General features: G+C 52.0%; 17 protein-coding genes and 1 pseudogene. 4 read left to right on the forward strand and 14 right to left on the reverse strand.

The annotated features are described in order from the left end of the window. Both K5905_RS12205 and K5905_RS12210 read left to right on the forward strand, forming a co-directional pair. Positions 1-786 (forward strand): IS66 family transposase (locus tag K5905_RS12205; RefSeq protein WP_297584136.1); only part of this gene is annotated, 786 nt, incomplete at its 5' end. Next, positions 786-1,082, forward strand: coding sequence for a hypothetical protein (locus K5905_RS12210; RefSeq protein ID WP_297584139.1), 297 nt, complete (start codon positions 786-788; stop codon positions 1,080-1,082). The genes K5905_RS12205 and K5905_RS12210, both read left to right, overlap by 1 nt. 123 nt (positions 1,083-1,205) lie before the next feature. Here K5905_RS12210 and K5905_RS12215 read toward each other — a convergent pair whose 3' ends face one another. The 10 genes from K5905_RS12215 to K5905_RS12255 form a co-directional block, all read right to left on the reverse strand. Continuing rightward, positions 1,206-1,517 (reverse strand): hypothetical protein, encoded by a 312-nt coding sequence (locus K5905_RS12215; protein WP_297584142.1) that lies wholly within the window; start codon positions 1,515-1,517, stop codon positions 1,206-1,208. A gap of 17 nt (positions 1,518-1,534) precedes the next feature. After that, complete coding sequence (locus K5905_RS31595; RefSeq protein ID WP_367186959.1) at positions 1,535-2,077, reverse strand: DUF3990 domain-containing protein; 543 nt, start codon at positions 2,075-2,077, stop codon at positions 1,535-1,537. Then, complete coding sequence (locus tag K5905_RS12220; protein ID WP_297584145.1) at positions 2,061-2,747, reverse strand: hypothetical protein; 687 nt, start codon at positions 2,745-2,747, stop codon at positions 2,061-2,063. Before K5905_RS12220 ends, K5905_RS31595 begins: the two co-directional genes overlap by 17 nt. A 281-nt stretch (positions 2,748-3,028) precedes the next feature. Then, positions 3,029-3,445 carry a thermonuclease family protein gene (locus K5905_RS12225; RefSeq protein ID WP_297584148.1) on the reverse strand — a complete coding sequence of 139 codons (417 nt, stop codon included), beginning with the start codon at positions 3,443-3,445 and terminating at the stop codon, positions 3,029-3,031. A 123-nt stretch (positions 3,446-3,568) separates the two neighbouring features. Beyond that, the gene (locus K5905_RS12230; protein ID WP_297584150.1) at positions 3,569-4,579 is read right to left on the reverse strand and encodes a tyrosine-type recombinase/integrase; all 1,011 of its coding nucleotides are present in this window, start codon (positions 4,577-4,579) and stop codon (positions 3,569-3,571) included. Positions 4,580-5,134: 555 nt separating this feature from the next. Continuing rightward, positions 5,135-5,443, reverse strand: coding sequence for a DUF6074 family protein (locus K5905_RS12235; RefSeq protein WP_297584152.1), 309 nt, complete (start codon positions 5,441-5,443; stop codon positions 5,135-5,137). A 75-nt stretch (positions 5,444-5,518) separates the two neighbouring features. Then, the gene (locus tag K5905_RS12240) at positions 5,519-6,124 is read right to left on the reverse strand and encodes a hypothetical protein (RefSeq protein WP_297584155.1); all 606 of its coding nucleotides are present in this window, start codon (positions 6,122-6,124) and stop codon (positions 5,519-5,521) included. Then, on the reverse strand, positions 6,121-6,300 hold the full coding sequence (locus K5905_RS12245) for a hypothetical protein (protein ID WP_297584157.1): 180 nt from the start codon (positions 6,298-6,300) through the stop codon (positions 6,121-6,123). Before K5905_RS12245 ends, K5905_RS12240 begins: the two co-directional genes overlap by 4 nt. Beyond that, positions 6,297-6,494 carry a DNA-binding protein gene (locus tag K5905_RS12250; protein WP_297584159.1) on the reverse strand — a complete coding sequence of 66 codons (198 nt, stop codon included), beginning with the start codon at positions 6,492-6,494 and terminating at the stop codon, positions 6,297-6,299. Before K5905_RS12250 ends, K5905_RS12245 begins: the two co-directional genes overlap by 4 nt. Then, a complete protein-coding gene (locus tag K5905_RS12255) occupies positions 6,491-6,916 on the reverse strand; it encodes a hypothetical protein (protein WP_297584161.1) in 426 nt (141 codons plus the stop codon). The genes K5905_RS12250 and K5905_RS12255 overlap by 4 nt, the downstream gene beginning before the upstream one ends. Before the next feature lie 597 nt (positions 6,917-7,513). Here K5905_RS12255 and K5905_RS12260 point away from each other — a divergent pair. Together K5905_RS12260 and K5905_RS12265 are read left to right on the forward strand one after the other, a co-directional pair. Beyond that, positions 7,514-8,113, forward strand: a complete 600-nt coding sequence (locus K5905_RS12260; RefSeq protein ID WP_297584164.1) for an Arc family DNA-binding protein — start codon at positions 7,514-7,516, stop codon at positions 8,111-8,113. 10 nt (positions 8,114-8,123) lie between these two features. After that, the gene (locus K5905_RS12265) at positions 8,124-9,305 is read left to right on the forward strand and encodes a site-specific integrase (RefSeq protein WP_297584168.1); all 1,182 of its coding nucleotides are present in this window, start codon (positions 8,124-8,126) and stop codon (positions 9,303-9,305) included. 382 nt (positions 9,306-9,687) lie between these two features. On the opposite strand, the pseudogene K5905_RS12270 reads toward K5905_RS12265, so the two are convergent. The 4 genes and pseudogenes from K5905_RS12270 to K5905_RS12285 all read right to left on the reverse strand — a co-directional run. Continuing rightward, a pseudogene (locus K5905_RS12270) lies at positions 9,688-10,392 on the reverse strand (IS6 family transposase). A gap of 218 nt (positions 10,393-10,610) precedes the next feature. Continuing rightward, a complete protein-coding gene (locus tag K5905_RS12275; protein WP_297584170.1) occupies positions 10,611-11,321 on the reverse strand; it encodes a GntR family transcriptional regulator in 711 nt (236 codons plus the stop codon). 46 nt (positions 11,322-11,367) lie between these two features. Further along, the gene (locus tag K5905_RS12280; RefSeq protein ID WP_297584172.1) at positions 11,368-13,239 is read right to left on the reverse strand and encodes a CocE/NonD family hydrolase; all 1,872 of its coding nucleotides are present in this window, start codon (positions 13,237-13,239) and stop codon (positions 11,368-11,370) included. Positions 13,240-13,250: 11 nt separating this feature from the next. Further along, positions 13,251-13,852: ABC transporter ATP-binding protein (locus tag K5905_RS12285; RefSeq protein WP_297584174.1), on the reverse strand; the 602-nt coding region annotated here is incomplete at its 5' end.

The following is a 13,852-nucleotide window of genomic DNA, read 5'->3' on the forward strand; positions in this document are numbered from 1 at the left end:
AAGGGCCGGATCTGGACGTACGTTCGCGACCAGCGTCCTTGGACCGGCGCTGCACCGCCAGGAGCAGTCTACTACTTCGCTCCCGACTGGAAGGAAGGGCACGTCCAGCACCATCTCAGGCGCGCAAGCGGCATTCTCCAAGCCGATGGCTATAAGGGCTTTGCGAAGCTCTATGAGCCCGGGCTCGACGGAGCCCGCCGGTTCCGCGAGGCTGCATGCTGGGCACATCTGCGCCGGGATTTCCACGATGTCTGGAGCGCAACCAAATCCGAGATCGCCCGCGAGGCGCTCGATCGGATCGGCGCGCTCTACGACATCGAGCGTGAGATCTCCGGCCAGCCTGCCGACATCCGCCGCGCCGCGCGCCAGACGCGAACCAAGCCGAAGGTCGACGACTTCAAGGTCTGGGCCGAGCGACAATTGACACGCTTACCCGGCAAAAGCGAACTTGCCAAGGCGTTCCGCTATGGACTCAGCCGCTGGCCGTCCTTCTGCCTGTTCCTTGAAGATGGCCGCGTGGCGATGGACAACAATGCCGCTGAACGCGCCCTGCGTCCGATTGGAATTGGCCGGAAAAATTGGTTATTCGCCGGCGCCGACACCGGTGCCGAAACACTCGCGCGTGCCATGACGGTCATCGAAACCGCCAAGATGAACAGGCTGGATCCGCAGACCTATCTAGCCGATATTCTCGACCGCATCCACGATCACAAGATCAACCGTCTCGACGAGTTGCTTCCCTGGAACTGGAAGCCCATGCCGGTCTCCTGCGCAGAGGCTGCCTGATGGCCGCCGTCACTCATGTGACCACACTCGCCTGTGTCGCGCAGTTACTCGGTGAAGACCTCGAGCTCCTGGAGGCCATCGTCGAAAACGATGACAACCTGACCTATGGCAGCATCGTCAGCGTCCAAACGGGTCGGGACGACTACGTTACTGCGCTCACCGGCGACGGCATCCACGAATTGAAAGGCATGCTGGCCGACGCCAGAAGCTCAACCGAGAACTGGATCGGCTTCCTCGACGACTTCGTCTCAGATCCTGATGTCAATGCCCGCGTCAAGGCTAAATCGCCGCGGTAACAATCGGCCGGTTACAGAGCAACGCCTCAGGATCTCCGTCAGGTCGCACCTCGGCGAGAAGCTCGCCTACATCCATCTCCCGAAACTAAAAGCCTTCAGACCGCATAGGTATATTCACGGTGATCAGATTAACTGGTGAGGTGCCTGCAATAAGGGAGATCTTTCTTCATTGAACTGCGTTACAGCATTTTGCCATTTCTCCTCATCGAGTGTCTTTTGAGTGAGGTCGGCCGCTAGCGATAACGGGTCGTGATGGAGCACGAAAATGCGTTCACCTTTTGGTGCAATCGCAAGGCTCTGGCGGAAAACTGCCACGAGATCGTGTGCTTCGTCCTGCCGATATTCGAAAACTTCCACGATTGCCTTTTGTGTCAGTGAGAGAAGCATCTCTATCAATCGTTCCTGATCCTTCTGGCTTACATCGTCTATATGCATATCTGTCTCCTCAAGGGTCAGAACAAAGGTGAAGCGATGTTTGTCCTGAGGTGCGTTAGTTGCTGAAGCGCAGCAGTGACGTTCCCCCCGGATGCCGCAAAGCAAATCTGATCACAGTTGGCATAGGTGAGAGTCTGCGGGAACGCGGCGACGGGGCCAACCACCATATCGAACGCGTGGGCGCCGCTACGCTTGTGCTTCGTACCGCCGAGTCGGTTCAGTATGACGAACTCATGAAACGGTGTATCATCTATGACAAAGCTCAACACGTCGAACACAGACGCGTTAGGCCAATCCCAATCCATCTCGAACTCGAGAACAGCGGCGTTCACCGGTCCGCGACTACTAGGCCACGTCCGGACTTTTTGGTTGGCCCACTGTCTTGCTTGGTGAAGGCTACTGGTTACGTAGAAGCCTTTTCCAAAATCGGCCGCCGACCGACCAAGGTTTGGGTTCGGCCTGTTTGCAACGTTAACTGCGTGGATATCCAGTGTGCCGTGATACACACGGGTAGTGTTGTTCCAGACCATCAAATTACCTCTACTAGCCGAAGGCGTCATCGAGAGTGACAACAACAGTTCTTGTCTTGTCTATCAGCCGCTGCAGGGATGGTGAGACCGGTTTAGTGCTCTCAACACTAAGAAGTATCGCCTCAGCTTTTGATCGAACGTTATTCTCTGAAGGATTGCGCGCCAGCGAGGTCAGGAGACCGAGAACAATTCTGTATCGAGTAAAGTTAAATTGTGCCTTCGAAGCAATCTTGCAGAGCAGGTTGAGATCATTCTCCATCCAAGAATTGATCGCCAAGGTCGCAAGAGTGACCATCGCCCCTTCTTCTGGGCGGTTCGCAAGTTCAGATCGTGAAATGGAAAGTGCCTCGGCGAGACGACCGAGCTCTCCAGAGAGTTTTTGACGCTCGGCCACGCGGTCGACTTCGTCCACGATCGACAGTTCATCATAACTTCTAACAAGTTCGTCGAAATGCTGCTTAATATCTTCAGGCGCGGCGATCTCCTTTTGTGCGGCAGCAGGTGCCCGAGAGATTTCGTGCGCGAGGTCGAGAGCGACTGAGCCAATCTTAAGTTTAATCTTGTCTGCGTCCACAATGCGACGGCTCAGGGTGTCCGTCATTGATCGGATGTGACTTCTGAAAAGAAGTATCGCGGTCAGCGCAACTGCCGGCCACGCGATGGCTTTAATGAGATCTGCAATTGCTTTAACAGTATCCAAGCGAAGCTCCTAAAAAGAGTTTACGCAGTTTACCAACTGTGATTACGCCCACCTGAGTACTTTACCAGAAGTTTCAAAAACAAAAAATGCCCGTCGGATTAAGTTTACAAAAACAGAGGGACGATGCCGTATCATGCGTATCTCGATTATTTGCCCATGCAAATCTTTAGCAATCGGCATCTGCGGCCCACAGGATTTCAGCTTTATGGCGTGGAGTTCCTTGGCAGTTAACTTCCGATAAGCTGCCGGTTCTCACACCTGCCAATGAAGTCGCTTTTATCTCACCTCACACACTTTCCAAGTTTGACATAATGCAGACCTGAGTATTTTGGCCAGACGCAGGCGTGACCGGCTTTCACCAGTTCCATTGCAATGTCGTTTCCGTCTACAAGGCACTGCGCAACAAAGCGATCATAGGTTTTCTTGCGCGATCTACCTTCGCAGGGTGTCCCCTCGCCTACGGTTCTGCATTGAACCTGTTTTCCAGCCACAGCAACTTGAAGAAACAGTGCTCCTTCATTGTGTCCAGGCTTTCCTCGCTCTGGAGTGTCGACCCCGCACAGGCGGATTTTCACAATTGGCCGGCTTAATTGGAACGTGTCGCCATCGATCACCCGTGACACCGAGCTTTGCCATTCTTGCGCCCGAGGTTCACGGATACTGGCAAACACGAGCGCAGCGATTGCGACACGGATCACGCTGCTTGTCCCATTTCCTTTTCTGCAATCAGACGATACATCTCATCGCAAAGAAGTATACGCACAGTTACAGTGGTTGTGACAGGATTTCTGATTTCTTTTGATTGGCTTAAGTCTTGAGCGCTACCGTCGTGTGAAGGCTTCTATGATCTTCGTTCTTGTGTTTTCAGAATGCGCATAGGTATCAAGAAGCACTCTTGGGCTTGACCAGCGGCCGGCTTTGGCAGCGTCAACCGGGTTCACCCCCTGACGCACTATAGTTTCTGTGCCGAAGCCATGGCGACCCGCAGCATGTGGGGCGATGTACTCGATTCCGGCGCGTTCACATGCAGTCTGCCAGGGGCCGTAAACGGAATGCCTGGACGCATACCCAAAGACGCGGCCGTTGCGCGATGTCAACTTCGCCAGGTCGACAATCATTTCAGGTATCAGGTCAATCCACTGGCCGGGATGTCCCTTGGATGGGCGCAGCCAAAGTCGGGCGTTGCGCAAGTCCAAATCTTCAGTCTCGATCAGGACAGATTGCCCGATCCGCGCACCCGTCGTGAACATGAACAGTGCGAGCGCGCCTAAATATAGGTTTGCCTCTACCCTGAATTTGTCTAGCCATTCCCAGGAGCCAGGCGTTTTTTTTACGCGGCTTAGCTTGCCCCGTTTCTCGTCTTGCCTCTGCCGCTCAGTATCGGTGTAGGCCTTCACCTTGATCAGTGGCGTACCCTTTTCCTCATGCGCGTTGTTGATGACTGCGCAGATCGGGACAACCACCTGACGGCGCCATGTGTCGCAAGCGGCCATGGGATAGAGCTTCTTCCCCAAGTCACGGACGAATTTGGGCGTGATGTCCTTGACTCGCATGTGCTCAATTTCTGGCCAGATCTTTAGCAGATATTTGGCGTCGGCCGGCTTCGCATCATAGAAAACGGTAGCCTCAGCAAATGTCAGCTCGTCGGTTTCTGACGGCGCATCCGGTCCGAGGATCGCACGTTGCCGCGCCTTCCTTTCGATTTCGACGACTCTGGCGCGCGCGACAACTTCGTCAAACGTTCGTAGGCTTCGCGTGATGTAACTTTGCTCACCGTCAGCGCGGCCGCGGACCCACCACGTGCGTCCCCGTTTGTAGATTTTGAACGGCATTGCGATTCCTCAAATATCTTGTCGATGTGCTCCGGTTTGAGCAGCATTACTTTGCCGACGGCACAAAACGCATTCAGCAATCGAGCCTTTTCACGAAGGGTGCGTTCTGATAACTCCAAGCCCCGCTCGGCGAAGATTGCAAGCCACTCTTTGGGCGTCTTCCCTTCTGTAAGTACGCGAGGCATTCCTTCTCTGAGTTTCACTGTCATCGAGAGTTCCTATTCTGCTTTGTTCGAATCGGACGATCGCACCTGTGCCCGAGACGTATTTCAACCATGCTCCGGGTTGCTATACGAAATCCAGAATCGGCCGGTCTTTAATCAATCCATGCAGAGTCAATATAGCCTGAGAGATGAGACGGATTACCTTGCAATCAATTGTGTCGCGTGCAGCGTCCAGACAATTCTCGCTCTCTAGTGTCCAGTATAGTCAAACAGCGAGATTACCTTTGTTTTCCTTCAGCATGCAGTTTAGTCGCCGACATGCCCGCATTAGGAGACTGGGCGAAAGCCTCATGTTTGGTGACCTTGAGAACTTTCACGATCCTATCTTGAATCAATTTTCATCATCGGGAAATTGACCCGCCGTGGTCGAACATTGCGAAGAGTACTGGCAAGCGGCGGCGAATTCCTGGAGCTCAATTTCAATCAAGTCCTGCTCAATTCCAGCCCTCGACATTTGCCGTTCGAGGTCGGTCATAATCCGCTTCCAGTAGATTGCTGCATCTTTTGGACAGTCAGACTTATTGGTGAGCACTTCAGTTACTCGACGGATCTTTCCAACCCTTTTGGAACAAGGAAAAGGGATCACTTTGGAATCTTGTTTCCAATGGAACCGGGGAAGGTCGATTCCATTTCTATGCATAGCTACCCTCCGGGAAAATATAGATAGTACTCGCAAAACAGTGAGCGGGGCTTGTATTAAAAAGAGTAGGCTTTTTCATGCTTCGTAGCCTCCAACAATTACTGCCGACTCACTGTTTTGAGAGCGAGACATTCTCTGTTCTGAGAGCGAGCTTTTTTTCTTCTTTGCCGTTTTCGACCTGCGTCGGGCGCGTAGTTTCATCCTAACCTCCGGCCAGCGCTCAACGTATTCGGCCGTTACACCTTTCCACTCATTCGTCCACGGCTCCCCTTCATCTGTGCCAAGAGAGGTGATCCTAAAGAGATTTGGATGTGGTGTGCCATCGGCTGCCTTTCCGCGCTTAACCCTGACAAGGCCCTTGAACACAAGCTCGTCGATTGCGTCAGCGACAAGGTTTGCAGATGCACCGAAGTCGCGAAAATCGTCGTGAGTGACGATCAAATCACCGTTGCCTATCCGCCCTTGGCGCAAGTATTCGACTTTGATCCGATTATAGATCCGCAAGGCATTTATCGACAGTGAAATGTAGGCTGGGGAAGATAGAAACTCCTCTGTTTCCCAAGCCCATGCTTTCCCAGTTTCATGCACCCCATACTTGGGCGGAGAACGATACTTATCCCGAAGGTTTGCCTTCTTGCCGGAGCTTGTGCGGCTTTTGTCTCTGGGGTTTTGGTAGGTCAAGCGGCATCTTCCCTTCTGCCCCGGACATATACAGCCGATTTGGCTTCTTCTGCTGTTTGGTAGGTAGCTAGGTAATCGACAACATGATGATACGGTTCAAACTCGCGCTTGGTGCGAATGACGACGCCGATATCCTCGGCGCCGTCCAGTACTGGAAAGGTCCTGCTGCAGTTCATGCTGCATCCTCGCCCTCGAAAAGCTGTTCGAGCTTTTTCCGGGAGGCGCACCACCGGCCGGCAACCTTTTGAGCCGGCAAGGCCCCTTTTTCCAGAGCGTGATAGGTCTGCCGCGGTGTCCGGCCGATCACCTGGGCTATCGCGGCAACGCCCCAAATGACACCGAGTGGTTTATGTTGGTTCTGCTCAGTCATGCCAGATACTCCCAACTAGCCAGCTTTCGGATTGCGACGTCTGCAAAGCCTGCATCGGTGTAATAACGGAATGCGGCATCTGCATTCACTGCAGTTGCCGAATAAAAACGGCCATCTGTTTTGCAGTCCATCCAAGGTGCGCGCTTAACGTGGAATACCCTCTGAGTTTGTCCGTCCTTGATCAGGTATTGACCAGGACCGCTAAACTCCAGATAGGATTTGGTGACCCTATCTTCTTTGGATTCAGAATCTTGTTGCAGTTCCTCATTGCCAATGTCTATGACAGCCAGCGGCAGAGCGATTGCCCCTACTGTCGCTGATTTGAGGAACAACCGGCGGGTAACGTCGAGCTCGTTGCCCCCGTTGGAACGCACTTTGTCTGGCGAGTTAGTCGGACGTGTGTTATTGATCTGTCTGTTCATTATTGCATTCCTCGCAGGGATGTTGAGAACCATGGCTCGGAGAGGTTGCAGCCTCTGCCGGGCCTTCTTCATGCCTGAAATCTGCTTCCTGGACCGCGTTTTTGAGTTTCGCGCTCGTATAAGGGTGCCGCCCTGCCCGGAATGGCCAAAGCGGGCAACTAACCGCCTCACAAAGCCTAACTTCACTTGGCTGACCAACCGAGCATCCGCTTGTGACCGGCCTCTTTTGCGATTTTGGCAGTAGGAGGCCAAATAGCGGCAAGTTTGGTGCGGGATCTCGTCATACGGAGCGACCTCTGGTTCGTTCAACAGTCGGAACGCTGGCATTGCTAGTTACCCCTTCGGCAGCTTCCATTTGAGCGCGAATACACCTGACTATTTCAGAATTTTGAGAACTAACGTTATGGAGAGCCTGCGACTCCAGGAACAATTTGCAATCCTCGGGTAGCCGAATTTGCAAGCGGTGAAACTTACTGCTTTTCATCAACTTCTCCTATATGGCACCAGTGCCATATATGGACTATGTCGTTTAGACATGTTTTAGTCAACATGAAATATGGCATCTGTGCCATATCACTTCAAAATTTGTAGGCTGATATGAAAAAAGAGCGTGCTAAGGATCTAGACAAAGTAATTCTTAGATTGCCAGATGGTATGCGCGACAGACTCAAGAAACTCGCTTCTAAGAATAAGATGTCCATGAATGAACTTGTTGTTCAGGTATTGGAAAACCAATTTCCTAGACCGCATACGCTGTCAAACCGCATCGATGAACTTGCCGACATTGTTGCAGATTTTCGAAACTGTATTGACGCAGACGAGGTTCAATACCTAAGCCAACAAATTTTTCTGACGTTGGTGGATATTCGTGAAGGAAAGATCCCGATAGAGGACGAGGAGGCCATAGACAAAGTCGTCGATGTTGTCGAGCGATGGCATGATAGATCGGTAGATGAGGCAGCAATCAACCAGTTGCCGGATTATGAAGCCGGAGAAGCTGCAGATTTACAGGGGCCGAGCTTACCTCTGTTGGCGATTCAATTGTTTGAATATGATGCAGAAGCAATGTCTTCTTTTGTGAATGCTATAGAAACTGGAGATGAAGCTGCCGCTCATGACATCATTTCCATATTGATTCAGTCCCGAAAAAAGAAACAAGAATCTATGCCGTCGATAGACGGTGACCTTCCCCTCTGAGGACTAATCGATGTCCGTTCGTAAGCGCACATGGAATGATGCTAAGGACGAAGAACGCTCTGCTTGGGTGGTCGACTATAAGGATCAATCTGGCAAGCGGCGTCTAAAAACCTTCAAGCTGAAAAAGGAAGCCGATGCGTTTGCCCTCACTGCTGGCATTGAAGTGCGTGACGGAACCCATGTGGCGGACCGTGCTTCAATCACCGTTTCGCAAGCATGCGACAACTGGCTAAATTCCGTTGCACACGCTGGTCGAGAAATGTCCACACAGGCGCAGTATCGACAGCACACTGATTTGCACATCAAGCCTTTTATTGGCCAATCCAAACTAACCAAACTGACCGTTCCGCTTGTTAGAAATTTCCAAGATCAATTGCGGGAACATGGTCGATCTGCAGAAATGGTTAGGCGCGTAACAACGTCTCTTGGGGCAGTGATTTCTGACGCCCAGGAACGCGGTCAGGCAATTCGAAACCCCGTTATCGAACTTGGAAAAAAGAAGACCCAACAGGCCCGTAAGAAAGGTCGATTGGTCGTTGGTGCTGACATTCCAACCATCGAAGAAGTGCGCACCATCTTGACAGAGGCGCAAGGGCGTTTTCGTCCATTTCTCATAACTGCAGTTTTCACCGGGTTGCGCGCTTCAGAACTGCGCGGTCTTGCTTGGTCCGCTGTGGACTTTGATGCAGGCACAATAGAGGTTCGCCAACGAGCTGACAGGTACAATCAAATTGGAGCACCTAAATCCAGCGCTGGACACCGAACAATCCCCGCGCCGACAATTGTTATGACTGCGCTGAAACATTGGAAATTGGAGTGTCCGAAGGGTGAAAATGACTTGGTATTCCCTAACGGAGAGGGAAACGTTGAAAACCTGGGTAATCTGATTAATCGCGGCCTGCGCCCTACTATGGTGCGAGCTGGTGTAGCGATCGAAAAGACCTCTCCAAGCGGGGAGAAGATCGCGGTTCCAAAGTACACTGGCCTGCATTGCCTAAGGCATTTTTATGCGTCCTGGCTGATTAACAGGAAAGCGGACGGTGGATTGGAATTGGGTGCGAAACAGGTTCAAGAAAGGCTTGGCCACGGCTCAATTCAGATGACATTTGATCGTTACGGACATCTGTTTCCAAGTCCCGAAGCATCGAAGGAACTTGATGAGGCAGCGCAACGCCTTTTCAGTGTGGACTAAATTTCCGCGCGACATAGACGCAACAAAAACATGTTTTATGGCAGGAAATAAGGCAAAAAATCGGAATCATAATCCGCGTGTCGGGGGTTCGAGTCCCTCCTCCGCTACCAATTTCAGCTAAGAACATCCTGCTAAATCACACACCAAATACCAGTCCCAAAGAATGAATGTATTTGTTCAGTCTTGATCGACGGGTTGATCTGCGCAATGAACCCTTTTGAACCTACCCCCTGCCAAATAGGAAGAGAATTCAATTTTGATCTCTGACAGAATGCTGAAAAATCTGCACAAATCAGATAGCCCATTTCGAGTCTAGATCAGACACTGTTTGGTACTGCCAACCTATTTTGGAAGGTTTGTAAGTCAGTGCATTAACTGGAATTTAGGCTCTCATCTGAACGGTGTGGTCGGTCCACAAGCCGAAGGCATCCGGCCTTGTAGGCGGCATTGAGGAGTGGAATGCTTGTATCGACGGGGACGGAAAAGGGTCTTGATGTGATCGTGAGTTGAGAAGAAACATTGCACCTGGTCTGACGACTTGAACCAACCCATGATCTTTTCCCGTTTCCAGGTCGGACGATGAGAATTTTCAAACTTGTTGTTCAGGCCGTTAGGAGTCCTCTGATCCGCTGCCGGTGCAAACACTTGAACCCGCTTGGTGCACCTGCGCAGTTTGTCCGTCACCACAACAGGTGGTGCACCGAATTGCATGATCGGTAAGTTAAAGAAGCGCCTGTCCGCTTTGGCATCCCGGCAAGGCTGAACCAGGATGTCCAGCACATCGCCATTGGTGTCAATCGCCCGCCAGAGCCAGTATCGCGCCCAACTACGACGATCATAGCCTCAACCAGATGCTACTTGTTGTTTGGGCTCGGCCAGTCTCGGAGGATGAAGTTTGCAAAATATCGACCAAACCGGTTCACCCAATTGCGGATCACCTCCCGGCTGGCACGGATGCCCGCTCCACCAGTAGATCTTCAACATCTGCCGTACTCAGCGCAAAGCGACAGTAAGCTCAAACGGCAAGGAAAATGATTGACCGCGGAAAGCGAAAGTCCTTCAGGCGATACAAATCGAGAGCGTGCATCACAGACATGCGAAACAACTTCCCTGCCAATACAACAAGGTAAGTTGGCACTACGCTCGTGAGATTGGTTAGTGACTTGGGAATTTGCTCAGCCTTTAGAATTCAATCCAACAACTCTCAGGACATTAGGGCAGCAGGACCATCACTAGTAAGCACGCTTTTCCGACACAACGAGTTCCTTCACTAAGAGGTATCTCGTAAATTTAACAAGGACGACGTCAATCGCTTGTACCGGTGTCCTTTTTTGCTGCGTCACGCATCCAACGAGTCATGTGTTCCTTCAGCACCACCTTAAAGCCGTCAATGTCTTTGGCCTCGATGAAGTCGATCATTTTGGTGTGGTGTTCAGCGCTCTTTCGCATTCCCGCATAGGTCTCCCAGGGCGTACCGCCGCCCACCTGGAAAAGCTCTCTCAAGTTGTTGATCAGCTGCACGAGATTGGCATTACCGCAAATACCCACCATTCCCCGATGAAACTTATGATTGGCCAAATCGGTTTCACTCATTGTCGCATTTTCGATGCACCACTCGAACTTCTCTGCAAGATCTCTCAAGATCTTGATGTCCTCAGGTGTCGCGCGCGCCATGACTTTCTCGATTGCCGCGATTTCCAGAATAAAGCGGATTTCCTGTACGTCCTGCTCTTCTTCATCGTCGAATTCAAAAACCCGATATCCGTAGTGCTCGACATGTTCGAGCAATCTGAGAAGTTCCAGCGCCGCCAGTGCCTTCCGGACTTCTGCTCGCGAAACGGAATAACGCTGTTCAAGCTCCTTCAACCGCAGCCAGTCACCTCGTTTAAAGGTGCCTGCAAGGATATCACGTTTCATTCTGTAGATGAGGTCGCGATCCGACCCCTCAACATCAAATCCTGGAATGATACCCTTTTTTACTTTTTCTGGCTTTTTGACCAAGTCGAGCTTGTTCATACGATTGTGCCTCAGTGGCTATTGCAGGACACAGACTTAATAGCTGCTAACCGAGAAGCGGCAAAATAATTTTGCTCGCTCTTCGTTCGTCGAGATAAACGGTATTGATAGCGATCCTTTTGCATCGTGCCTTCCCCTCCGGCTCTCCTGTGTTCGAATTGACCTCGTATTTCGGGAAATTGCTGGACGCGACATCCAGCCGAATTCTGTGCCCCTTTGCAAACTTGTTTGCGATGGGTGGCAGTGTGATTTTCGCCCTTACGATTTCTCCAGGCTTTCGGAATGTCTCGGTGGTTTCATCATCGACATAACGCAGTTTGACGACACCATCGCTAAGGTTCAGCGCATAGCCCTTCGGGTAATCAGTGTTTGGAGGATAGACATCCAGCAACTTTGCAGTGAAATCAGTGTCGGGGCCATCTGTGGAAACTGTTAGCTCGACGGTTATCTCGCCAGCGACTTCAATAGCTTTATCCAGCGGTTCAGTTTGAAACACGAGGACATCAGGCCGCGCCGCGAGGGGCAAATAGGGTTCGGATGCGCCAAAGACAAAGTCTGCCTCCGTTTGGTCGTATCCGCCAGCCTCGACAAATGGCTCCAGACTGGCAACATTCCCACCAATCGTCGGAACAGGGCGAGAGGGATCGAAATTATACGAAATCGAGGATGGAGCGGACTGTGGTTTGGCCACGTTCAATGAGCCACACTGATGCAGAAAGAACTCAGTCGGACGTGTTCCAGGCAACGGCCAGCTTTCAGCAGCAATCCAACGTCCCCCGTGATCCATGCGCCCACTTTTTGTTTTGCAGCCGCTGCCGCCCCCCATAATGAACAATCGAATTTCCGGTTCGTCCGACAGAGTTCCCTTTGTTGCCTCATCAAAAATCTTCAACCTGTAAGCCAACCAATCGCCGGCCCAGGAATCGATTGGTGCGTCGGGCCCGAAATCAACATCCCCCGACCAGGTTCGGCTTCTGAAGCCGTGTGTAAACGGGCCGAGAACCAATCTTTGCGATGTTCGTCCTGCCGCCTTGAGGCCCTGATAGTTTCCGACGGCATTTAAGGCATAAGGATCGTACCACCCGGCAACATGGACGCAGGATGCGTGGCTATAGTTGTGATGCCAGCCTTCGGTCCATGCGCCAAGCATTTGCCAGTAAGGACCAAAGGGGCCATGCTCCCACTGGTCGAACAAGGCATCCTCGTATCTGGGAACATGTCTTAACGGAGAATGCCCGCGCTTCCACGGGAAACTGGTAAACCAGCCTTCGATGCTCTCATTCTCCAAGGCACTGCTCATCACGGGATTGGAACGCGCTTCTGGAGACGATACTGCCTGCCGCATAGCCCACATGACTTGCTTGAGCTCAAAAACCCCAAAATACCGCGTCCCTGCCTTCCAGGAATTCCATTGACCACCGCAATCGAGTATCTGCGCCACAAGTCCGGGAGGGTTCTGGCTTCCCAAAATGGCTTGAAGATGGGCGTCATAGGAAAGTCCCATGGTGCAGATTTGCCCATTCGACCAGGACTGGTGGTTAAGCCATTCGCACACATCAAACCCGTCTGTTCCGTCGGAAAGATATTTTTCAAACTCACCTTCTGAATCGTGGCGGCCACGGCAATCCTGAAATACAACCGCGTATCCGTTTGAACAGTAGTATCTCGCCAGGTCCCGCGGAGCCATCGGACGGTCGTCACTCTCGGTTATTTCTTCCTTTCTTGCCTGGTTGCGGCCGTAAGGTGTTCGATAAAGAATGGTCGGAAATTGTCCCTTGCTATCGGGCAGAAAAATATCAGTCGCCAGGCGAACGCCATCCCGCATGGCGATCATCTCGGACCTAGATTCGACACCAGGCATATCATCGGCGGCGACGGTCTGATTGGCGATACTTTCGGAATTGCGGCCGTTCAGCATCGGGAATTACCTCACGTGTCGTTCAGATGGCATGCGCTTTGATGATCACTGCCGACCGGCCGTAATGCAGGCGCTTCGATGCGACAGCGTTCCGTGGCGTGGGGACATCGAGGGTGAAAATGGCATCCTGTCGGCGGTTCGAGAGGGCTCGGCAATTCGCCTTTCAATCCGGAAAAGGTTCGTCGCCTGGATTCGATTTTCGGGACTTCCGACAAAAGCGCTTTTGTGTAGGGGTGATTGGGCCTTGCAAACAGATCTTCGGTTCGAGCCTGTTCGACAATGCGTCCCAGATACATGATGGCGACGCGATCGGCGATGTGTTCGACAACGCTGAGATCGTGACTGATAAAGAGATATGTCAGTCCGAGTGTCTCACGCAGATCCATGAATAGGTTCAGGATCTGCGCCTGAATGGATACGTCCAGCGATGCAACGGATTCATCACAAACCAAAAAATCCGGATCGACGGCGAGCGCCCGTGCAATGCAGATGCGTTGACGTTGCCCACCGCTGAACTGGTGAGGATATCGCCGCAGCGCTCTTTCATCGAGCCCGACACGTTCCAGTTGGGCAACAACGAACTCTCTGATGTCGCCTGAAACCATCGAGTGGA

Source organism: Roseibium sp. (assembly GCF_025698965.1).
Classification (GTDB): Bacteria; Pseudomonadota; Alphaproteobacteria; order Rhizobiales; family Stappiaceae; genus Roseibium.

Coding starts and splice junctions, on each gene's coding strand:
- K5905_RS12245 (WP_297584157.1), bottom strand. CDS start 6,300: ATGAACTGCAGCAGGACCTTTCCAGTACTGGACGGCGCCGAGGATATC.
- K5905_RS12250 (WP_297584159.1), bottom strand. CDS start 6,494: ATGACTGAGCAGAACCAACATAAACCACTCGGTGTCATTTGGGGCGTT.
- K5905_RS12235 (WP_297584152.1), bottom strand. CDS start 5,443: ATGCATAGAAATGGAATCGACCTTCCCCGGTTCCATTGGAAACAAGAT.
- K5905_RS12230 (WP_297584150.1), bottom strand. CDS start 4,579: ATGCCGTTCAAAATCTACAAACGGGGACGCACGTGGTGGGTCCGCGGC.
- K5905_RS12210 (WP_297584139.1), top strand. CDS start 786: ATGGCCGCCGTCACTCATGTGACCACACTCGCCTGTGTCGCGCAGTTA.
- K5905_RS12265 (WP_297584168.1), top strand. CDS start 8,124: ATGTCCGTTCGTAAGCGCACATGGAATGATGCTAAGGACGAAGAACGC.
- K5905_RS12275 (WP_297584170.1), bottom strand. CDS start 11,321: ATGAACAAGCTCGACTTGGTCAAAAAGCCAGAAAAAGTAAAAAAGGGT.
- K5905_RS12215 (WP_297584142.1), bottom strand. CDS start 1,517: ATGCATATAGACGATGTAAGCCAGAAGGATCAGGAACGATTGATAGAG.
- K5905_RS12255 (WP_297584161.1), bottom strand. CDS start 6,916: ATGAACAGACAGATCAATAACACACGTCCGACTAACTCGCCAGACAAA.
- K5905_RS12280 (WP_297584172.1), bottom strand. CDS start 13,239: ATGCTGAACGGCCGCAATTCCGAAAGTATCGCCAATCAGACCGTCGCC.
- K5905_RS12260 (WP_297584164.1), top strand. CDS start 7,514: ATGAAAAAAGAGCGTGCTAAGGATCTAGACAAAGTAATTCTTAGATTG.
- K5905_RS31595 (WP_367186959.1), bottom strand. CDS start 2,077: ATGACGCCTTCGGCTAGTAGAGGTAATTTGATGGTCTGGAACAACACT.